Annotated in this window: 20 protein-coding genes; 9 read left to right on the top strand and 11 right to left on the bottom strand. The window is 49.5% G+C overall.

Annotation, left to right across the window (positions count from 1 at the left end):
• Positions 1-6: 6 nt before the first annotated feature.
• From BFP76_RS08190 to BFP76_RS08175, 4 genes are all read left to right on the top strand, one after another.
• Entirely contained in the window at positions 7-606 is a 600-nt protein-coding gene (locus BFP76_RS08190) for a CvpA family protein (RefSeq protein ID WP_099592701.1), read from the top strand.
• Between the two features lie 159 nt (positions 607-765).
• Positions 766-2238, top strand: a complete 1473-nt coding sequence (gene purF, locus BFP76_RS08185) for an amidophosphoribosyltransferase (protein WP_099592700.1) — start codon at positions 766-768, stop codon at positions 2236-2238.
• The gene (locus tag BFP76_RS08180) at positions 2238-2891 is read left to right on the top strand and encodes an SDR family NAD(P)-dependent oxidoreductase (RefSeq protein WP_099592699.1); all 654 of its coding nucleotides are present in this window, start codon (positions 2238-2240) and stop codon (positions 2889-2891) included. Before purF ends, BFP76_RS08180 begins: the two co-directional genes overlap by 1 nt.
• A gap of 19 nt (positions 2892-2910) precedes the next feature.
• Positions 2911-4269 carry a sulfatase gene (locus tag BFP76_RS08175; protein WP_099592698.1) on the top strand — a complete coding sequence of 453 codons (1359 nt, stop codon included), beginning with the start codon at positions 2911-2913 and terminating at the stop codon, positions 4267-4269.
• Here BFP76_RS08175 and der read toward each other — a convergent pair whose 3' ends face one another.
• The 4 genes from der to panB all read right to left on the bottom strand — a co-directional run bounded on the left by der (position 4270) and on the right by panB (position 8825).
• Complete coding sequence (gene der / locus BFP76_RS08170) at positions 4270-5754, bottom strand: ribosome biogenesis GTPase Der (RefSeq protein WP_099592697.1); 1485 nt, start codon at positions 5752-5754, stop codon at positions 4270-4272. It abuts the gene before it with no gap.
• Between the two features lie 49 nt (positions 5755-5803).
• Positions 5804-7036: an outer membrane protein assembly factor BamB family protein gene (locus tag BFP76_RS08165; protein ID WP_165775684.1), complete on the bottom strand. Its 1233-nt coding sequence runs from the start codon at positions 7034-7036 to the stop codon at positions 5804-5806.
• Positions 7037-7166: 130 nt separating this feature from the next.
• A complete protein-coding gene (locus BFP76_RS08160; RefSeq protein WP_099592695.1) occupies positions 7167-7856 on the bottom strand; it encodes a hypothetical protein in 690 nt (229 codons plus the stop codon).
• Positions 7857-7949: 93 nt separating this feature from the next.
• Positions 7950-8825 (bottom strand): 3-methyl-2-oxobutanoate hydroxymethyltransferase, encoded by an 876-nt coding sequence (panB, locus tag BFP76_RS08155; protein ID WP_099592694.1) that lies wholly within the window; start codon positions 8823-8825, stop codon positions 7950-7952.
• 206 nt (positions 8826-9031) lie between these two features.
• Between panB and BFP76_RS08150 the strand changes: the two genes are divergently transcribed.
• The 4 genes from BFP76_RS08150 (at position 9032) to BFP76_RS08135 (ending at position 14900) form a co-directional block, all read left to right on the top strand.
• The gene (locus BFP76_RS08150; protein ID WP_099592693.1) at positions 9032-10252 is read left to right on the top strand and encodes an efflux RND transporter periplasmic adaptor subunit; all 1221 of its coding nucleotides are present in this window, start codon (positions 9032-9034) and stop codon (positions 10250-10252) included.
• Positions 10249-13722: an efflux RND transporter permease subunit gene (locus BFP76_RS08145; RefSeq protein ID WP_099592692.1), complete on the top strand. Its 3474-nt coding sequence runs from the start codon at positions 10249-10251 to the stop codon at positions 13720-13722. The genes BFP76_RS08150 and BFP76_RS08145 overlap by 4 nt, the downstream gene beginning before the upstream one ends.
• 131 nt (positions 13723-13853) lie before the next feature.
• On the top strand, positions 13854-14141 hold the full coding sequence (locus BFP76_RS08140; RefSeq protein WP_099592691.1) for a putative quinol monooxygenase: 288 nt from the start codon (positions 13854-13856) through the stop codon (positions 14139-14141).
• Positions 14142-14144: 3 nt separating this feature from the next.
• Entirely contained in the window at positions 14145-14900 is a 756-nt protein-coding gene (locus tag BFP76_RS08135; RefSeq protein ID WP_099592690.1) for a helix-turn-helix domain-containing protein, read from the top strand.
• Between the two features lie 51 nt (positions 14901-14951).
• On the opposite strand, the gene BFP76_RS08130 is transcribed toward BFP76_RS08135, so the two are convergent.
• Together BFP76_RS08130 and BFP76_RS08125 are read right to left on the bottom strand one after the other, a co-directional pair.
• The gene (locus BFP76_RS08130; RefSeq protein WP_099592689.1) at positions 14952-16784 is read right to left on the bottom strand and encodes an ABCB family ABC transporter ATP-binding protein/permease; all 1833 of its coding nucleotides are present in this window, start codon (positions 16782-16784) and stop codon (positions 14952-14954) included.
• 66 nt (positions 16785-16850) lie between these two features.
• On the bottom strand, positions 16851-17846 hold the full coding sequence (locus BFP76_RS08125) for an Ig-like domain-containing protein (protein ID WP_099592688.1): 996 nt from the start codon (positions 17844-17846) through the stop codon (positions 16851-16853).
• 84 nt (positions 17847-17930) lie between these two features.
• Between BFP76_RS08125 and BFP76_RS08120 the strand changes: the two genes are divergently transcribed.
• Positions 17931-18491 carry an LOG family protein gene (locus BFP76_RS08120; protein WP_099592687.1) on the top strand — a complete coding sequence of 187 codons (561 nt, stop codon included), beginning with the start codon at positions 17931-17933 and terminating at the stop codon, positions 18489-18491.
• Here BFP76_RS08120 and rarD read toward each other — a convergent pair.
• The 5 genes from rarD to secF form a co-directional block, all read right to left on the bottom strand.
• On the bottom strand, positions 18476-19372 hold the full coding sequence (gene rarD / locus BFP76_RS08115) for an EamA family transporter RarD (protein ID WP_099594004.1): 897 nt from the start codon (positions 19370-19372) through the stop codon (positions 18476-18478). The two genes, BFP76_RS08120 and rarD, sit on opposite strands and share 16 nt — an antisense overlap.
• A 312-nt stretch (positions 19373-19684) precedes the next feature.
• Entirely contained in the window at positions 19685-20293 is a 609-nt protein-coding gene (locus BFP76_RS08110; protein WP_099592686.1) for a superoxide dismutase, read from the bottom strand.
• Positions 20294-20405: 112 nt separating this feature from the next.
• Positions 20406-20759 (bottom strand): Mth938-like domain-containing protein, encoded by a 354-nt coding sequence (locus BFP76_RS08105; protein WP_099592685.1) that lies wholly within the window; start codon positions 20757-20759, stop codon positions 20406-20408.
• A gap of 9 nt (positions 20760-20768) precedes the next feature.
• Positions 20769-21518 carry a sulfite exporter TauE/SafE family protein gene (locus tag BFP76_RS08100; protein WP_099592684.1) on the bottom strand — a complete coding sequence of 250 codons (750 nt, stop codon included), beginning with the start codon at positions 21516-21518 and terminating at the stop codon, positions 20769-20771.
• A 1-nt stretch (position 21519) separates the two neighbouring features.
• A complete protein-coding gene (secF, locus tag BFP76_RS08095; RefSeq protein WP_099592683.1) occupies positions 21520-22485 on the bottom strand; it encodes a protein translocase subunit SecF in 966 nt (321 codons plus the stop codon).
• Positions 22486-22497: the final 12 nt, after the last annotated feature.

The following is a 22497-nucleotide window of genomic DNA, read 5'->3' as shown; positions in this document are numbered from 1 at the left end:
AATATCATGGAAGGTTTCACAATCGTAGATGGGGGCGCGGCAATTGTTTTATTGTTGTCGGCAATTCTGGCCTACTCTCGCGGGTTCGTTCGCGAAATTCTATCAATTGCGGGTTGGGTTATTGCGGCAATCGTTGCATTCATCTTTGCGCCACAGGTTGAACCATTGGTGGCCGAGGTTCCTGTTTTATCCAATTTTCTGTCGTCATCATGCGAATTGTCAATGATCGTTGCATTCACGGCTGTGTTTGCGCTGACACTGATTATCGTTGCGATCTTTACCCCTCTCTTCGCAGGTGCTGTACAGCGTTCCGCGCTCAGCGGTTTTGACCAAGGGTTGGGTTTTCTATTCGGCATCGCACGCGGCATCGTTTTGATCCTTGTTGCATTGATCTTGTATCAATTCATCATCCCAGGTGACGAAGGCATCGACATGGTTGAGCAAAGCAAGACCAAAGAATTGCTGGCCGGTACACAGGCACAAGCCCAAGAAGCATTGCCAACCGAAGAATCAACAAACTGGTTGATGGCGAAATACGCCGAACTCACCACCAGCTGTAACGGTGGCACAACGCCAAACGCAGAAACACCAAGCACTGGCAATTAAGCCAACGCGAAAATCGGATGGAACGGCGCAGATATCTGCGCCGTTTTTTGTTTGGTGACATAAAATTGTAATAAACCTTGCGTATCGGCGCGTGACACTTGTTCGGCCAACCCCTATAAACAGGTTGACCAAAACAGCTGCACGAGTCGGAACCCCACCATGCGCTTAAGCGATACAAAGCCTTTCCTTGCTCATCCATTTGATCACAACAAATTAAAAGAAGAATGCGGCGTTTTCGGCGTGATCGGCGTAACAGATGCGGCGAATTTTGTGGCGCTTGGATTGCACGCACTACAACATCGCGGGCAAGAGGCCGGCGGCATCGTTGCCTATGATGCGGAAAACGGGTTCAACTCGGCACGCAGATTTGGATATGTACGTGATCATTTCACCAAAAAATCCTTGATGGAAACCCTGCCCGGTGAAAACGCAATTGGGCATGTGCGTTATTCCACCGCTGGCAACAAGGGCAACACCGCCATTCGCGATGTGCAACCGTTTTTCGGCGAATTTTCAATGGGTGGCTGTGCGATTGCGCATAATGGCAATCTGACCAATGCCGATACATTGCGCAAAGAATTGATCGAGCGTGGCTCTATTTTCCAAAGCTCGTCCGACAGCGAATGCATCATTCATTTGATGGCGCGTTCATTGCACAAAAACCATACCAACCGCATCAAAGACGCCCTTTCCCGTGTAGAAGGGGCGTTTTCCGTTGTGGCCATGACACGCACCAAATTGATCGGTGTGCGTGATTCACGCGGTGTACGCCCGCTTGTATTGGGCAAAATCGGTGATGGTTACGCGCTTAGCTCTGAAACATGTGCGCTAGATATAATTGGCGCGGAATTTGTGCGCGAAATCGAACCGGGTGAAATGGTTGTGATCGGCCCTGCGGGCATCGAAAGCAGCTTTCCATTTGAGCGTAACGAACCGCGCCCTTGTATTTTTGAGCATGTGTATTTTTCACGCCCAGACAGCATTTTGGGTGGGCAATCCGTATATGAAACCCGCCGCCAGATCGGTGTTGAACTGGCGCGCGAGGCCCCTGTCGAGGCGGATTTGGTTTGCCCCGTACCGGATTCCGGCACACCTGCTGCAATCGGATTCAGTCACGAAAGCGGCATACCATATGGCATGGGCATTATCCGCAATTCATATATGGGGCGCACATTTATCGAACCTTCAGAGCAAATCCGCAATATGGGTGTGCGTTTGAAGTTGAACGTCAACCGCGCCCTGATCGAAGGCAAACGCGTGATTTTGGTAGATGATAGCGTGGTGCGCGGCACAACCAGTCGTAAAATCAAAGAAATGATTTTGGATGCAGGCGCTGCAGAGGTGCATTTTCGGATTGCATCACCACCCACAGCATGGCCATGTTTTTATGGTGTGGATACACCAGAGCGCGAAAAATTGTTGGCCGCGACAATGACAGCAGAAGAAATGCGCGAGCATTTAAATGTCAAAAGCTTGAAATTCATTTCAATTGACGGGCTGTATCGCGCCACAGGCATCAAATCGGGGCGCGACAATGCCGCGCCAAAATATTGCGATGCTTGTTTCACAGGTGAATACCCTGTTGAACCGCGCGATCAAATCGCCAAAGGTTTCAAGCTGGCTGCCGAATAATGACAAAATTTTCTGGTAAAATTGCGCTGATCACAGGTGCGTCGCGTGGATTGGGTGCGGCAGTTGCCGAACAAATGGCCACGCAAGGTGCACATGTGATCGCCGTCGCACGCACATCTGGCGCACTGGAAGAATTGGATGATCGCATTCAATCCAAAGGTGGTAGCGCCACATTGGCCCCGCTTGATATCACAGATGAAGGCGCGTTGCAGCGTCTTTGCCTTTCTATCTATGAACGTTGGTCAGGCTTGGATTATTGGATACATGCGGCCATTCACGCCACACCACTCGCGCCTGTTCCTCATATTGGTGACAAAGATTGGGCCAAAAGCATTGCCGTGAATGTCACAGCAACGGGGCGATTAATTGCCAATGTCGAACCATTGCTGCAAATGAAATCAGGCACCGCAGTGCATTTTGATGATCCCGTTGTCGGGGGTAAGTTTTACGGCAACTACGGCGCGGCCAAAGCGGCGCAAAATGCATTGTTTAATAGCTGGGCATTGGAAACAGAAAACAGCAAGGTAAATGTGCATACATTCACCCCTGCCCCAATGCCAACGGCAACGCGTGCACGGTTTCATCCCGGCGAAGATCGCGATGCGCTGACACACCCCAGTGTCGAGGCAACCCGTCTGTTGCAAAGCCTGTAAAACCTGCGACAGTGGCGAAATGACTGCTGCGAAAAATATCTTATTTTTGTCGATCGAGGATTTGAACGATTGGGTTGAACCCCTTGGCGGGCATCCCCAAACGATCACGCCCAATATCACACGATTGGCCAAACGTGGGATGTTGTTTGAAAACGCCTATGCGCCCGTGCCTGCCTGTTCGCCATCGCGCACGGCCACATTGTTTGGTCAAAATCCGTGGGAAACAGGGATATATGCGAACGCGCATAAATGGCATGATGTATATCCAACAGGTGCGCGCAAATCATTGGTTGGACGGATGCGCGATGCGGGATTTGAAACCTTTGGCGCGGGCAAGGTTTTTCACCAAACTGCGGCGCATCACGATGCCCATGACTGGACCGATTATAACCTGTTGGACCAGAATAAATTCGCACCGATCAGCAAGGTTCTGAAAAATGGTGACATTGGCCATCTGTCTGATTTTGGCCCCTGCCCGAACGATGAAACGCTCAACGACGAGCATAACACCGATTGGATCTGTGAGCGGATGAACCGCGATTCAACCGGTCAATTTTGGGCGCTTGGGCTTTATCGTCCACATTTGCCATTTATTGTACCGCAACGGTATTTTGACATGTTTGATGGCGATATCGCCGATCCCCCGGGATTGGGCGCGAACCAATTTGACCCTGATAACCTGTCCCCGCAAGCGGAATTGCCAAAGGCGGGTCGTTTCATTGCCAATCGCAATGCAAATCTGGGGCGTGCATTACACGATATGGGCGAATACAAAGATTTTATTCGCGCTTATCTGGCATCCATTGCTTATGCTGATGCCCTTTTGGGGCGCGTATTGGATCGTATGGATGAACTTGCGCTTTGGGATAACACACTGGTTGTTTTGTGGTCAGATCACGGTTGGCAATTGGGTGAAAAGCTTACGTTTCGTAAATTTTCGCTCTGGGAACGCGCATTGCGCGTACCCTTAATATTTGCAGGTGCAGGTGTTGATGTTGGACAAACACAAGAACCTGTTTCATTAATCGACATCGCACCAACCTTGTTTGCGCAATGCAACCTGCCACAACCCGATCAATTTTCTGGCCAAAACCTATCGCCCCTTTTCACCAATCCAAATGAAACGCTGCGCGGGCATGCGGTTTCAATCTGGGGCAAAAATTTGGATACCGAAAAATGCAAACATGCGATTTCCGTACGCACAAGTGATTATCGCCATATCCTGTATTGGGATGGCGGGCATGAATTTTACGATCATCGGATCGATCCGTTTGAGCATTGCAACCGTTGCGATGATCCATCACTGGATGAAATAATCGCAGCCCATCTGGATTGTATCCCAGCCCAGATGGCGCCACCAATTACGGTTAAGTCCTGATCACTTTTTGGATTTCGGCTTGGTTCCGCGGCCCACATCTTTTTGGAATTTTCCTTCAATGTGTTTGTTCAACTTGGTCACGCGTTTTTCTTTTTTCTCTGCATAGGGGTTTTTATCCGCTTGCGAGCGCATGAAAATGCGGATCGGCGTGCCCGGCATGCCCATGTCAACGCGCAAACCATTGATAAGGTAGCGCGAATAACTGGTTGGTAGCAAATCAGGATGCGAACACATGATCACAAAACTTGGCGGGCGCGATTTCACTTGGGTCATGTAGCGCAGACGAATACGCCGCCCACCCGGTGCGGGTGGTGGATGGCTTTCGGTCATGCCCATCAGCCAACGATTGAGGTTTGATGTGGAAATACGTTTGTTCCAAACCTTGTGCACCGACAAAATCGCCTCGTGCAATCGATCAAGCCCACGTCCTGTTTTGCCCGAAATTGTCACCATTGGTGCGCCGCGCAACTGGGGCAACAAGCGTTCGAATTTTTCACGCAAATCTTTCAGTTTGGCTTGTTTATCCGTTTCCACATCCCACTTATTTACCGCCACGACCACGGCGCGGCCTTCACGTTCGGCCAAATCGGCGATGCGCAAATCTTGTTGTTCAAACGGAATTGCCGCATCAAGCAGAACAACCACCACTTCGGAAAATTTTACTGCGCGCAGGCCATCGGACACAGAAAGCTTTTCCAGCTTTTCTTGAACCTTGGCTTTTTTGCGCATACCCGCCGTATCCCAAATCCGAAACGGCACACCGCCCCAGTTGTGATTTACGGATATTGAATCGCGTGTGATCCCTGCCTCTGGCCCTGTGAGCAAACGATCATGACCCAGAATTTGGTTGATCAGTGTAGATTTACCGGCATTTGGTCGGCCCACAACGGAAATTTGCAACGGGCGTTTTTCGGAAAATGTGATTTCCTCGCCTTCGTCATCTTCGTCCAGAACGATATCCGTTTCCGGTTCAAATGCACGATCTTTGAATTCATCCGCAATCGGCATCAAAACCGTTTGCAAATCAATCATGCCCTCGCCGTGTTCCGCGGATAATTGCAACGGTTCGCCAAGCCCGAGTGAATAGGCATCGAAAAATCCGACTTCACCTGCGCGGCCTTCGGCCTTGTTCACACCCAAAATTACGCGTGCGTTTTTCTTGCGCAAAATTTCTGCGAAAACGCGATCGGCGGGTAAAACACCTGCACGGCCATCAATCATGAACAAACACACATCGGCCATATCCACCGCGCGTTCGGTCAGCATCCGCATGCGCCCTTGCAAGCTTTCGTCTGTTGCCTCTTCCAAACCAGCGGTATCAACCACGGTAAATTTTAAGGGGCCAAGGCGTGCTTCACCTTCGCGCAAATCGCGTGTGACCCCTGGTTGATCATCAACCAGCGCCAGCTTTCGCCCGACCAAACGGTTAAACAGCGTTGATTTCCCAACATTCGGGCGACCAACAATCGCAAGTGTAAAAGACATGATATTGCCTGTGTGTTAAGTGTAGCACGCCCCATACAGTTTATTGAACCTATTGGAAAGCGTGCAATTGGCCTTTGTTCGATAGAATATACAACACGCCACCCGCGATTGCGGGTTGTGATGCGGCCCCACTTGGGATGGATGTGCTGGCAACCAAATTACCGTTTGTGGGATCAAAGCTTCGCAATTGACCATCGCTGCCGGCAACAATCACACGACCACCCGCAACAACTGGGCCATAATGTGCATATGCGCCGCGTTTGCGTTTGGCGTTTTTATATTGCGGCAAATCTTGTGACCAGATCACAGAACCATCCGATGCATTCAATCGTTTCAGTTTGTTTTCATCCGTAACAACGAACAATGAATTGCCAACGGGCCAAACGGGGCCAAGCGCACCCTCTTTGATCGTCCAAAGACGCTCACCCGTGCGTCGATTTAATGCGGTTAAACGCCCTGATTGTTTGCCCGCATAAACGACATCGCCTGAAACAACTGGTTCACCTGAAAACGCATCCACAAATCCACGCGCACTGCCCAAACGATAACCAGACACAACCTGTGTCCACAATTGCAATCCGCTGTCCATCAGGTTGGCGGAAATTTCTCCCGTCGCGAATGGGAGATATGTGATTTTGCCAGCGGCGGCAGGGCTGCCTGTGCCGATCACACCAGCACCTGATTGTGCGGTATCTTTTTCCCATGCGATACGCCCGTTGGACAATTCCAACGCCACCGCCTTGTTATTGCCTGCGATTAAAATCGCCTTACCATTTGTCACCAATGGTGCGCTTGAAACCGATGCGTGCACGCGGTGGCTCCAGCGTTTGGTGCCTGTGGCAGGGTCCATTGCATAAACTTCCCCATATCCGGTGGTGGCAACCAATATGCCGTCACCATATGCCAAACCACCACCAGAAATGGAATCTTTGGTATCTGTTGGTGCGGAAATATCAACGGACCAAACGGCCCCACCTGATGTGGAAAACGCTGACAAGCGCCCATCTGCATCCAATGTAAACACGCGCCCATCTGCAACCACCGGATCGCTGGATACACGCAAACGTGCCGTGGTTCCGGTGCCAATATCGCGCGACCAGCGCAATGTTGGTGTGGTTGATAACGCAGGATGGGAGATTGCATGGGCCGTTGTCCCATTGCGGTGGGTCCAACTTGCGTTTGATCGCATAGCGGGCAATGAAATGGCCTGCCCATTCGCAGCATTCAATGCAGTTTCATCGGTAACGCCAGCGGTTTCTCCCTTTGATGCGCGCAAATCCAAACGCTCACCTTGAAGAATTTCCTCTTTACGAGAACACCCGGAGATCAAGACAGCCAGAGTAACCACACTTATCAAGCATTTATTCAATTGCATGTTTACACCAATCGCCTTTGTCACTGTTTAAAATAGTTTATTGCGCTTGCACGCTATTTGAAAGCATTTCTGCAATGTCGGGCAATGTGCCGCCCAGCGCGATGATGGTTTGACGCGCGCGTTCGCTCATGGCGTTGCTGACTTTGGGTTCTAACAACAATGCTTGGAATTGTTTGATCGCATCCTCGGTTTTGCCTTCGTCCATCATTGCCAGTGCTTTTTGTTCCAAAGCAACGGGGCGAAACGGTGCACCTGGTTTTGCCAAGACGTCCAATGCCAAAATGCGTTTGCCATATTCCGTTTCCGCACCGCGCAACATCAACGATTTTAACATCGCCAATTCGCGGTAAATTTCTGGTGCAGCACCATCAAGCGCCAAGGTGTCAAGGATTTCCAATGCGCCCGCTTTGTTATCATTATCCGCCAAAACAGCGGCGCGTTGGATTTCAATCAATGCCGCAGCATTCCCAGATTCTGGTAAAATCGCAGCCAATGCATCGGCTTGTTGTGCATTTCCATCAGATGCCATCGCAGCGGCGATGTCATCGCCCAATTTTTGCGCATCCGCAGATTTCGAAGCCTTTGACCATTCAGAGAAAGCCGTGCCGCCAACAATGGCCACGATCAATAGACCCGCAATCCAGCCGTATTTTTTGAAATATCCATAAAGTTGGTCTTTGCGAACCTCTTCGGACACTTCTTCGATAAAGGAATCTGTATTGCTCACGTTTTGCTCCTGCGTATTTCTGCGGGGAAACTAGCGTAAATCGCGTAGGAAAGCCAAGCAGATAAACGCACCATCAAAGGGGGTTCAAAAACCCTAGTCTGTTTTCATCTTATATGTGTAATCATCGCTGGGGAATTTACGTGCACGCACTTCGGATGAATAACGTTCAACCGCATCGCGCATCATTTCTTCCATGTTGCCATAGCGTTTTACAAATGTTGGTACGCGGGGAAACAATCCGATCATATCTTCAAATACCAAAATTTGACCATCGCATTCCACACTTGCGCCAATGCCAATGGTTGGGATGCCAACGGATTTGGTGATCTTGTTTGCCAAACGCACGGCAACACCTTCGACAACCACGGAAAATGCGCCTGCTTCTTCTACAGCTTGGGCATCTTTGACAACTTCGTCAAATTGATCTTTTTCACGAACGGCCTTGAATCCACCCGCTGTATTCATTTGCTGAGGCATCAAGCCAACATGAGCCATCACAGGAATACCACGATTTGTGAGGTGGCGAATGGTTGGTGCCATTTCACGCCCGCCTTCCAATTTCACAGCCGTACAACCCGTTTCTTTGATCAAACGTGCGGCATTGCGAAACGCTACCTCTGGGCTTTCTTCGAAACTCCCAAATGGCATATCGACCACGACCAACGCTTTTTCAGCGCCGCGCATCACGGCCTGACCATGCATAATCATATGTTCCATGGTCACACCCAATGTATTTGGCATACCATGAATAACCATACCCAAACTATCGCCCACCAAAATCATATCGGCCTGTTCGTCAACAATATGTGCAACATGCGCGGTATATGCGGTTAAACACACCAATGGTTTTCCACCCTTGGCCGCCGTAAACGCGGGCACCGTCATTTTTTTGCGCTTTGGCATGGTTTCCGACACTTGTTCAGGGTCAGCGACCGCGGATTTTTTAGAGATTGTGCTCGTGGTTGACATGTGCTGCCTCTTCTTGTTTCGGTCTGCCATATATATAAGCAAAGTTTTATCATTGCGACTCTAAACCACAACGGTCACAGATACATAGTTGATATATTGCAAAAGTCATATAAAAGTAAGCATTGCTAACAGCTACAACTTATGGCTGAAATTTTGCAAAAAACGTAAGTTAACTTCGTTACAAATTCACAACGCACGGGTCTATTATGAAAATTTCATCAATCATCGCCGCAATTCTGGTATGTGTTGCGACTTTTTTCTTAATTATGAAACGTGATTTTGTCATGGAATTGGCACGCGGCACCGCACAAGAACAACGCAGCGCCCAAGAAGAAGCGTTAAAAATTGCTGAAGAAGAGGCCGCCATCGCATTAAGCGAATTTGAAGCGGCACGTGCGAAACGCGATGCGGCAAACGCGGCCGTTGAAAATGCGAAATCCGCGCTGGAAACCAAAACAGATACACCTGCAACACAGACTTCGGGGAAAATTTCCGTATTGGCAATGAAATCCACGGCACAGGATGTGACCAGCGGTATTTTACTGCGCGGTGAAACCACCGCATTCAAATTTGTCGAAGTGAAATCCGAAACTTCTGGTACGGTTGTTTCACAGCCGCTGCGCAAGGGGACATTGGTTGAACAGGGTGAATTGCTCTGTGAATTGGACCCAGGCACCAAAGCATCCGCATTGGCAGAAGCACAAGCACGCCTTGCCGAGGCGCAAAACAACAGCAAAACAAGCGAAGATTTGGTTAAAAAAGGCTTTGCATCTGAAACCCAAGTGATCAGCCGCAAAGCGGCATTGGAGGCCGCACAGGCCGCAGTGATCCGCGCCCAAGACGATATCGCGCATTTGCAAATTACGGCTCCGTTTTCTGGATTATTGGAATCTGACGCCGCCGAATTTGGTGATTTATTGCAAGCGGGATCAACCTGTGCCACGGTGATCGCGCTCGATCCAATTAAATTGACAGGTTATGCCACCGAACAACAGGTTGCCAAAATCGCAGTCGGCGCGCCCGCATTGGCCAGCCTGATCACGGGTGAACAGGTGCAAGGGCAAGTAACCTATATTTCACGCTCTGCCGATCAAATTACACGCACATTTTTGGTGGAAACCACCGTTCCAAACCCATTGCTGAAAATGCGTGATGGATCCACGGCGGATATCTATATTGGCCTTGATGGCACAAAGGGGCATTTGTTACCGCAATCAGCAATGACGCTGGATGGCGATGGGCGCTTTGGCATTCGCGCCGCTGTTGATGGGCGCGCCCAATTCATGCCGGTTCAAATGATCCGCGACACGCCAGATGGTATCTGGGTGACAGGGTTGCCAGAAAATATCGACGTAATTGTGTTGGGTCATGAATATGTTGTCACTGGCACGCCAGTAGAGGTGACTTATAAAGGCGACAAATCATGACGGGGATTATTGATTGGGCCATTGAACGTGCGCGTATGATTGTTGCGCTTGTGCTTTTGTCACTTGGCGCGGGTATTCTGGCCTATACGGGGCTTCCAAAAGAGGGCGAACCGGATATCGATATCCCGGCCTTGTTCGTTTCTGTCCCCTTCCCCGGCATTTCCGCACAAGATTCCGAAAAGCTGTTGGTCAAACCGCTTGAAAGCAAGCTTAAGGGATTGGATGGTTTAAAAACCATTTCAGGCACCGCCGCCGAAGGTTATGGCGGGGTTGCGCTTGAATTCGAATTTGGCTGGGATAAATCCGCGGTCATTGCCGATGTGCGCGACAAGGTTAATCAAGCCGAAGCCGATTTTCCCGATGGCGCGGATCAATACACAATCAACGAAATCAATTTTTCCGAATTTCCCATTGTTGTTGTATCGCTATCTGGTGATATTCCCGAACGCACCATGTTGCGCGTGGCAACAGATCTGCAAGATCGCATCGAAGCCATGTCAGGCGTGTTAGAGGCCGGTCTTGCAGGGCATCGCGATGAAATGCTTGAGGTTCTGATCGATCCGCTCAAGCTAGAGGCATATAACGTCACCGCCAGCGAATTGATCAGCGTTGTGAACAATAACAACCTGTTGATCGCAGCGGGTGAATTGGAAACCAAAACAGGCGCGTTTAGCTTTAAAATCCCGTCATCCTTTGACGAGCCTCAGGATGTTTATTCCTTGCCCGTCAAGGTGAATGGTGATCGCGTTATCACGCTGGGTGATTTGGCCGATATTCGACTGACCTTTGAAGATCGTGCTGGAACGGCACGGTTTAACGGCAACAGCACCGTCGCACTACAGGTCGTAAAACGCAAAGGTGTCAATCTGATCGAAACGGTGGGATTGGTAAAACAAGAAGTCGCCGCCGCGGTTGATGAATGGCCCCAAGAATTGCGCGATGCGATTGCGATCAATTATTCCACAGACCAATCCATTCAGGTTGGCGGCATGGTCAGCCAGCTTGAATCATCTGTCTTTACCGCGATCGCACTGGTGATGATTGTGATTTTGGCGGCTCTTGGTGTGCGCTCTGCTTTGTTGGTTGGTTTTGCCATTCCTACATCATTCCTGCTCGCCTTTGCCATCATGGGCACAACGGGCATTGCGATTTCAAATATCGTGATGTTCGGCTTGATCCTTGCGGTTGGTATGCTGGTGGATGGCGCCATCGTGGTGGTGGAATATGCCGACAAAAAAATTAACGAGGGCGTCGGCCCGATGAAAGCATATGGCATGGCCGCCAAACGCATGTTTTGGCCGATTGTTTCATCCACGGCGACAACGCTTTGTGCATTTTTGCCCATGCTCTTTTGGCCAGGTGTGCCGGGTGAATTTATGGGAATGCTGCCCGTTACATTGATCTATGTTTTATCCGCATCTCTTTTAGTGGCACTGGTTTATCTGCCTGTTATTGGCGGCGTTGCGGGGCGTTTTTCACGTGGTGTTGGCAATGGTGCCCGCTGGCTGCGGACAAAATTCCATTGGACAATCCGCTTTGCACTCTTGATCGGGGCGGCCTGTCTTTTGGTGTTTGGTTTGATGACACTCCTTAGCGGAAACATTTTGCCAGGTGCGATATTCTTTATCGCAGGCTGTGTTGGTGTTTCAACGCTTGGTCATGCGCTTCGCCATGGGGCGCGTGAAAAACCGATCAAGGGTGGTTATCAGCGCAATTGGTTTGGACATTTCATTCATTTCATCGTCGGCAATCCCATCATGCCCGTGGTGACACTGGGTGCGACGATATTTTTCGTCATTTCGGTCTTTGGCTATTTTGGCGAAAATAACAAAGGTGTTGAATTTTTCGTAGAAACCCAGCCTGAAAACGCCATCGTATATGTACGTGCGCGCGGGAATTTTTCACTGCCAGAAAAAGACGCATTGGTGCAACAAGTCGAGGAATTAATGCAAGGCACCGAAGGGATCAAAAACGTTTTTGCATTCGCTGGCGAAGGTGGTTTGAACAACAACACCGGTGGCGCACAGGCTCCGCTTGACACTGTGGGACAGGTTCAAGTCGAACTTACCGAATGGGATACCCGCCTGTCTGGCCCAACGGGCACTGAAATCATCGACGATATCACAAATCGTATCGCGCAAATTCCAGGTGTTCAGGCCGAAATTTTGGTGCTTGAAATGGGGCCTGCATCGGGCAAACCACTGGCACTGCGCGTCAAAGGGCAAGATTGGCAAGATTTGCTGGACGCCGCCGCAACGGTACGCGCAAAATTCGAAAACACCGATACCGCGATCAAAATCGAAGATTCACGCCCCCTCCCAGGCATTGATTGGAAAATCAACGTCGATGTTGAAAAAGCGGGCCGCTATCAGGCCGATGTGGCCCAAGTCGGCGCAATGGTGCAACTGGTTACACGTGGCTTACAGCTCGGAACCATGCGTGTGGATACTTCCGATGATGAAATCGACATTCGCGTGCGGTTGCCAGAAAAGGATCGGCTTATTTCAACGCTGGAAACATTGCGTGTGCGCACATCCAGCGGTCTGATCCCGATTTCAAATTTCATCACATTGGAACCCGTGCAAAAGCTGGGTCAAATTGATCGTGTCGATTCAAAACGATATTTCGACATTAAGGCCGACGTGATTGATGGCGCCAATGCAAATGAAGAAATCGCAAAACTTACAACTTGGTTGGAAACGGAAAATCCCCTTCCCGCTGGCATTGATTACGAATGGAAAGGCGATCAAGCCGAACAAGAAGAAAGCCAAGCATTTTTAAGCCAAGCTTTCATTGGCGCACTTGGCCTAATGTTTGTGATTTTGCTTGCGCAATTTAACAGCGTTTATAATTCTATTCTGGTGCTATTGGCGGTGATCCTGTCAACCACAGGTGTGTTGATTGGGATGCTGGTCATGGATCAACCGTTTTCGATTATCATGACCGGTACAGGGATTGTCGCGCTTGCGGGAATTGTGGTGAATAACAACATCGTCTTGATTGATACCTATCAAGAATACGCCGCATATATGCCAAAAATCACGGCGATTACGCGAACCGCACAAGATCGCATTCGCCCCGTTTTCCTGACCACAGTCACCACCATTGCGGGTCTTACGCCCATGGTTTTGGGGCTGTCGATTGATTTTTATAATGGTGGTTACACGATAGATGCGCCCACTGCGCTATGGTGGAAACAGCTATCCACGGCGGTGGTTTTTGGCCTTGGGCTCGCCACGGTTTTAACCTTGGTCGTCACACCGTCCCTCTTGGCATTGCGTGTTTGGTTTAACAAAGGTGTTTATAATTCATCTGCATGGCTTGGCACATTAACCGCTGGGCGCAACAGCCGCGTTGGCCGCGATCGAACATTGCAAAGATCCACGAAAAAAGCATCGCTTGGCACCGTGTCATGGGATGATGACAACGTGGATGATGGAAACGTTACCAAGCTGAACGCAGCGGAATAAAGTAAAAATCGACTTTCGCCAAAAGCTACCCCCCCAAATATTGGCGGGTTGGGGCGCATTATTGGCGAACGTACATTGGAACGCAAATCCAGATTACATCATGATCCATTCATCTAAGAAAGGATCAACCCATGAAACTCATCACCGTAGAAGCCAGCTTTGCAGCAAAAGACATCAACTCAGCAATCGGGCTTTTCACCGATCAGGCGCAGACCGTACGCAAGATGTCTGGCTGCGCGCATTATGAAATATATTGCAAACCATCAAATGACGGCATTGCGATCATTCAACATTGGGAAACAATGAAACAATTTGATGTTTATCGTGCCAGCGAAACATTCGCGCGATTAGGTGCAGGATTACGCCCCAAGATGACATCGGCGCCCGTGACGACAGTGGCTGAAATTGATAAACAATAATATATGACGAATACGGAACCCGCGAGTTATTGTTTTTTCCAATCATTGGAACCGCGCCCCGCCACACGGGCCTGTTTTGATCGTGATTATCTGATTTACGCAAAAACAGGGGCGCTTCGCGTCACAATCAATGGGGAAAGCTGGCTGCTTGCCCCATCTTTTGCGGCATGGGTTCCGGCAAATACACCAATGTTGGTTGAAATCTCAAAACCAGTCACGGCCTGTTCCATCCTTGCAAGACCTGGGTTTTGCACTTTGATGCCCAACACCCCTATTGCATTTCAAATGTCACCAATGACACGCCACATGGTGCAACATTGCAAAGAATGGGGAAAAGATAACGATCATCCGCCCGAGGCTGAAAATTTCTTTCAAGCGCTTTTAAACGCTTGTGCGGCACTCGCGAACAGCGCGATTGATATTAAACGCCCATTTTCGCACGATCCCGTGCTGCAAAAAGCAATAGATTTTTCCGACGCACACTTATCCAAAAAAATCACAGCACAAGACGTTGCGCGTGCAACAAATCAATCTGAACGAACGATACAGCGTCGATTTTCACAAAATCTTGGGATCACATGGTCACAGCTTGTAACTCAACTTCGCATGATCCACGGTGTGCAACTTTTGGCCGAAGGCGATTTATCAATTATTCAAATTTCAGGCGAATGTGGCTATCAATCGCTGAGCGCATTCAACCGCGCTTTTCTAAAATTTGCCAATTGCACCCCATCCGAATTTCGCAAAACTCTAGAGTAAAATAAATAGTATTCCCCAAGGCCATCTTTGCTTGCTGTGGACAGCTATTTATCAAGCAACGCCCTGCTCTTCTTCCTCTGCTATTTGGTTTTGCCACATCTGTGCGTAACGCCCGTTTTGCGCCAACAGGTCATCATGTGTGCCACGCTCGGAAACTTTGCCAGCCTCCAGCACCACAATTTCATCGGCATCCACCACGGTGGACAGACGATGCGCGATGGTGATCACGGTGCGTCCTCGGCCAAGCCCGCGCAGGGATTCTTGGATATCGCGCTCGGTCTCGGTATCCAGCGCTGATGTCGCCTCGTCCAGTACCAGAATTGGCGGATCTTTCAGCAAGGTGCGCGCAATGCCCACGCGTTGCTTTTCACCGCCCGATAATTTCAAACCCCGTTCGCCCACGGTGGTTTGATATCCATCTGGAAGGCTCATGACAAAATCATGGATTTTGGCGGATTTAGCGGCGGCAACGATTTCATTCTGGCTTGCCCCATCACGACCATAGGCGATGTTATACCCGATTGTATCATTAAACAGCACCGTATCCTGTGGCACAATCCCCAGCATCATATGCAGGCTTGATTGCGTCACATCACGAATGTCTTGGCCGTCAATTTTCACCCCGCCCCCGTCAACATCGTAAAAACGGAATAACAACCGCCCGATGGTGGATTTTCCCGAACCAGATGGTCCGACAACAGCCAATGTTTTGCCCGCCTCAACCGTGATGTTGAGATCATCCAAAATTTGACGATCGGCGTTATAGCCAAAATCAATCCCGTCAAACTCAATTTGGCCACCAGATACGCGCAATGATTTGGCGTTTGGTTTATCCACCACTTCGGCTGGTTGTTCCAACAGTTCGAACATTTCGGACATATCGACCAATGCTTGGCGAATTTCGCGATACACTGTGCCAAGGAAATTCAACGGCATGGTGATCTGGATCATATACGCATTGACCATCACGAAATCGCCCACGGTCAAATCGCCACGCTGCACGCCAAACGCCGCCATCACCATCACACCAACCAAACCAACTGTAATAAAGAGCGATTGCCCGAAATTCAGAAATGCGAGGGAATAGTTGGTTTTCAACGCCGCCGCCTCGTATCCACGCATGCTTTCGTCATAACGCATCGCTTCGCGTTCTTCGGCACCGAAATATTTCACGGTTTCAAAATTAAGCAGACTATCAATCGCTTTTTGATTGGCGTCTGTGTCTTGGTCGTTCATTTCCTTGCGAATTTTGACGCGCCATTCGGTGACGGCAAAGGTAAACCAAATGTAAATCCCGATGGTGACAACCACCACCGCCAAATACCAAACATCAAAGACGAAAAACAAAATGCCTGCGATGAACAACAATTCCAAAATCAACGGGCCAATGGAAAACAGCATGAATCGCAACAGGAATTCAACGCCCTTGACCCCGCGTTCAATAATACGGCTGAGCCCGCCCGTTTTACGCGTGATATGGTAACGTAGGCTTAAGCGATGCATATGCTGAAATGTTTCCAGCGCCAATTGGCGCAACGCCCGTTGCCCAACGCGTGCAAAAATCACATCACGCAATTGGTTAAACCCAACCGACATCAGACGCAGCACACCATATGCAACGGTTAAACCCACCGCACCTGCCGTAAGCATAAACACCGTGTTTGGTTCACCATTTTCTGGCGCCAATGCATCAACCGCACCTTTATAGAAAAACGGGGTGGCAACCGAAACGACCTTGGCCAAGACCAGAGAAATCATAGCCAAAACAACGCGAACCTTTACCCATGAATGTTGTTCAGGCCACAGATATGGCAATACTTTTTGAACGACATTTACGGCTTGTTTACGGTCAACGGATTGTTCTGTGTGGGTGGATCTGCGCAAGGGAAATTTCCTTCATTCATCGTGCCTGACGGGAAACTACGCCCCGATGCACAGAATGACCAGAGCCTAGTTCGGTAATGTGAACACTTGTCCTGGATAAATCAAATCGGGGTCTTTGATCGAGTCGCGATTGGCATCAAAGATTTGCACAAATCGCATCCCCGCCCCGTATTTTTGCTTTGCCAAAGCCCAAAGCGTAAACCCAGGTTGAATGGTCACGCTATCGCTTAATATATCCCCATCTGGGATTTCGCGTTTAAACGGGCTTTCAACGCGTGATGTCACTTGACCCGTTTGTGAAATGGAATCGATGCGAACCGTATATATCCCCTCGTCCACATCAGGCAGCGCAACAGACCAACGCCCATTGTCAATTTGTCCAACTTGCTGGGGTTCGTTATTCACATAGACCCGCACAGAATTATCGGCAACGCCACGCCCTGAGAATACAACATCGCCCGTGGCGGCATAATCAATTGTATCCAACGTGATTTCGCTGACAACACTGGGGGGTTGGGATTGATCCACCACATGGGATGGGGTTGTGATCACCTGACCATCCTGTGTGCCAACAATCATCGGTGTTGCATTTGATTCAGGTGCAATGGGCATTACCAGAAAACTGTCTTCCGACGTGGTATCACCCGTTTGGGATTGGAGCCGCAAAGCGGTGGGTTCATCCCCTGCTGGCACATCCAATAGGGCGACGAAATTACCATCTGCACCAACCTCGGCTTGGCCGATTTCCTGACCGTTCCCTGTGATTGTGACGGTTGTGGATGGTTCGCCGCGCCCCGCAATCACCGCACCCCCCGTTTCATCCACACGTACCACATCAAATTTCGGCGCGTCGGGTTGCGCCAATTCGACGGGTTTTGGCGCTTCGTCAACAGATGCTGAATTATCAGGGGTCTGGGGTGTCACCACATCATCGACAACATCAATCACTGGTTTGGGGATCAAGGATTGCACCAGCCAAACAATCACCGCAAGCAGCACCAGTGCGGCGATCAACACACCATATTTTCCCTTGTGTGATACTGAATTAATTTCGTCGTTCATGTGACCCCCACGTGACATTCGATTTCACCCAACTATAATGCCAAAAAACACATTCTCCCTAGTTTTTTCACAAAGGTTTTTCCAATGACCCAAAATTTAATCAAATCCGTATGTGTTTATTGCGGCTCGCGCATGGGCAAACAGGATAGTTTTCAACAATCCGCAATTGATCTGGGACGCGCATTGGCAGATGCAGATTTGCGTCTTGTTTATGGTGCAGGTGATGTGGGGCTTATGGGGGCTGTGGCCAATGCTGCGCAATCGGCGGGCGGGCAAACGTTTGGCGTGATCCCTGTGCATTTATTGGACCAAGAGGTGGGCAAACGTGATCTGACCCATTTTATCATCACCGAAAATATGCATGAACGCAAAAAGGTGATGGTGATGAATTCAGATGCTTTTGTCCTGTTACCGGGCGGGCTTGGATCGCTGGATGAGTTTTTCGAATTACTGACGTGGCGCCAATTGGGATTGCATGAAAAACACTGTGTGATTTTGAATATCGATGGGTATTGGGATCCGATGGTGACAATGATTGATCATCAGATCGAAAACGGATTTGTCGCCCCGCATAACCGCGACTTTTTCACGATATGTGAATCAGTTCCCGCCGCAATGCGCGTGCTTAATCAGGTTTTATCCTGATTGCGCCAGCTTTCTATGGAATAAATCGCAAGCCCAATCCAAATCAACGCAAATGCGATCAGGTGCCAATTGGTGAACGGTTCCATGAATATAACCGTTGCCAATAAAAACTGGATTGTCGGATTGACATATTGCACCAACCCAACGCTCGCAAGGCTGAGCCGTTTCATCGCATAGGCCATCAAAACCAGCGGCCCCGCCGTCATTGGCCCTGCAAAGATCAACCAAAACGTATCAATGCCGTTGCCAAAAAATCCACCGGGGCGATCAACAATGCCAATCCAACCTTGTGTATGCGCACCCCAAATCCAGATCGCGGCCAATGGTGATAGCAATACCACCTCGCCCAATACGGTAATGGTTGGCCCCGCTGCCAATGGTTTTTTGATCAACCCGTATAATCCAAACGTGCCGCCAAGGATCAATGAAATCCACGGTGCCACGCCCAAACCATAGGTCAGCAAACTAACCGCGATAAACGCCAATGCCACCGCAAACCATTGTCGGTGTGACAATCGTTCACCCAAGAACAGATAACCCAGCACAACAGCGATCAATGGGAATATGTAATAACCAAGGCTGCTCTCGGCCAATTTGCCAACCTGTACGGAATAGATGAACACAAACCAGTTGATTGAAATCATCACCGCCGCCAGCACAACCAACGCCATCGCACGCCCATCGCGCAATAATGCGCGCAATTCATGCAACCGCCCTTTGATCCCGATGAACAGCAATAACAACAACGCAGACCAGATCGTGCGATGGCTTAACACCTCTAACGGTGGGACATGTGCGATTTGGCGATAATACAGCGCGGACAGACCCCAGATCGTACAGGCCAAAACCATCGCAATCACACCTTTTGTGCTGTCGCGCATATCCGAATCCTTGTTCATTTTTGCAAAAAGAAACCCCGCAGATTTCTCTGCAGGGTCTTTGCCCAACAACCTAGACCAAGGTCTAGTCCTCCCGTTGTTTAGCGTTTGAACGTAACGTCGCGGTAACAGCGTTCAGAGTCAAGAAAATCATGCGAATTTTCTGCACAAATTTCGCAACTTTGCACAAATTTTGTGTTTTCTTCTTTAAATCCACTTGCCGCACAACCATTGGTTGCCAAATGGTGCAGAGCACAAATGAAAACGGCCCAAGAATCACTTCGATTCTTGGGCCGTCCAATTATTCGGTTTGGTTTATGCGGCTGCCAGACGGCTCGCTACATTTTCCCAATCAACAAGATTGTCGAGGAAGTTTGACAAATAAACGGGACGCTTGTTGCGGAAATCAATGTAATATGAATGTTCCCAAACATCACAGCCCAACAATGCCGTTTGACCAAAGCATAATGGGTTCACGCCGTTTTCGGTTTTGGTTACTTCCAAACCGCCATCGGCATTTTTCACCAACCAGCACCAGCCTGAACCAAATTGACCAGCACCCGCTGCGCCAAAGGCTGTTTTGAAATCTTCAACAGAACCAAAGCTGTCTTTGATCGCCGCTTCCAATTCGGATGGCATTTTGCGCCCTGTTGGGCCCATCATTTTCCAAAATTCGTTGTGGTTCCACAACTGGCTGATGTTGTTGAAAATACCATTTTGCGCCACAGATTTTGCATCATATGTGCCAACGATAATCTCTTCCAAGGATTTGCCATCCCATTCGGTGCCGGCAATCAATTTATTGCCATTGTCCACATATGCCTTGTGGTGCAGATCGTGGTGGAATTCCAATGTTTCCGCAGACATGCCGCCAGCGGCCAACGCATCATGCGCATAAGGTAGATCAGGAAGTTCAAAAGCCATGTTATGCCTCTTTCGTTAGGGTGGTAATTTCTGTTTCAGCTATAGCGTATCTGCCATGCAATTACAGTGGTAAATAATTCTTTGGCGCGTAAATTTGCGTCATCCTTTGGGATTAGACCGCGATCAACGCCGCCCCCACGCGCCGCCCTTCGGACAACAGGATATTATATGTGCGGCTTGCGGATGGGCTTGCCATCACTTCGAATGGTACGGCGTTTTTTTCAAATATCGCGCGCGCAGCGGCTGGAATTTGCGCCATATCTGCGCCCGTCCCGATGAAAATCACATCCAATGCATCAATTGCTGCGATGATTTTTTCCAAATCGTCAAACCCGCCCCATTGAAACACGCCCGTTGGCAGCATCAATAAATGGCCGTCATGGATTTTATCTTCGACACGGAAAAAGCCAGGCCCGTATGAATCAATCGGTGGCTGGCCGTCATATGTGATTTCTTTTAACTGCATACCCCCTGCCTAATCCCAAATTGGCATGCCTGCAAGGGCACTGATCCCAATAATGGCATAGGCCACACGGCGATAGATATGTTCCTTGTCAGGATTGAAAATCCACTGCCCCACCAGCCCGCCAATGCCATATGGCACCGCAAGGATCACGCCGATGACCATGGGCACAATGGTTAACAACCCTTTGATCGCGAACACGACAAAGGTCATGATATCCACAAGAAACAGATATAATATCGTATTGCCCCGCACCATCGCAGGTGCGCGTGGGCTGGACATATATGACAATATCACCGGCGGTCCTGGCAGCGCGGCAATGCCGCATAAAAATCCGCTGATCACCCCCACAATTGATGTCATGATTGCGTTCAACGGATTGCGATACCGCCAGCCGCTAATCAACAGCACCAGCATCATTAACGCCAAACATGACACCATCCAGCGAAACACAACGGGGTCAAGCTGGGTCAATAGGTACACGCCAAACGGCAACCCGATAATCGCGCCCAGCCCCAACAACCCCACATCACGTGGTTCACCATCATGCCAAGCACGGGGCAACAGCGCCAGCGGTCCAAACAGATCAAAAACCAGCAACATGATAATGGCGGTGATCGGTTCCACCACCTGTGCGGCGATGGGCATAAACACCATCGCCGTGCCAAACCCCGCAAACCCACGCACCAATCCAGCAAGGCTCACCGCAAAAACCAACAGCCAAAGCCCGTCAATTTGCAATGCCTGCTGGATCAATTCCATATTACGCGTCGATATTGGCGAATTGCGTGCCTGCGGCTCCGTCTTGTTTTTCCCAATCGCGCTTCACACCCAAGCGAAGCAAAATAGCAGAAGCGACAAATACAGATGAATATGTCCCAACCACTACGCCCCAAATCATCGCAAAAACAAAACCGTGGATCACATCACCGCCCAGCACAAACAGGCTGATCAATGCGATCAATGTGGTGACAGATGTCATTACCGTACGGCTCAGCGTTTCATTGATCGACAGGTTCAAAACCTCGACCAATGGGCGTTTCTTGTATTTGCGAAGGTTTTCACGCACACGGTCAAATACAACAACCGTATCGTTCAATGAATACCCAACAATGGTCAACAAGGCCGCAATGATGTTCAAATCAAAGCTCATTTGAAATAGCGAAAACACCCCAATTGTCAGCACAATATCATGCACCAAAGCGGCCACCGCACCCAATGAAAATTGCCATTCAAACCGCAGCCAGATGTAAAACAACACCGCGCCTACGGATAATAACACCGCAATGATTGCGGTTTTCACCAATTCGCCAGATACCTGTGGGCCAACACTGTCCACCTGTGGGAATGTCATATCAGGGTCGATGGCATTCAATGCTGCCTTTACCGCCGTAATGGTTTCGGTTGTCACTGCCTCGTCACCCTCTTGGGCTTCGAAACGTACCTGTGCAACATGTTGGTCAGGCTTGGTCGGATCGAATACTTCGGTCACTGAAATATCGCCCAAATTCAACGCATCCAACGCCGCGCGATATTGCGCAACATCAACGGCATGGGTGGAATCCGTGCGAATGGTTGTACCACCTTTGAAATCAATGCCGTAGTTCAACCCCATAGAAAAGAACAGAAAGATCGACACGATCATCGCCAGCGCAGATGCACCCAATGTAATCGGCGAAAAGCGAAAGAAATCAAAATTTGTTTCGGATGGGATCAGTTTTAAACGCATGGTTTTCGCCCC

Source organism: Paramylibacter kogurei, from assembly GCF_002742285.1.
GTDB classification, from domain to species: Bacteria; Pseudomonadota; Alphaproteobacteria; order Rhodobacterales; family Rhodobacteraceae; genus Amylibacter; species Amylibacter kogurei.
Note: the sequence above shows the minus strand (reverse complement) of the source record. Positions and strands in the feature narration are given on the sequence as shown.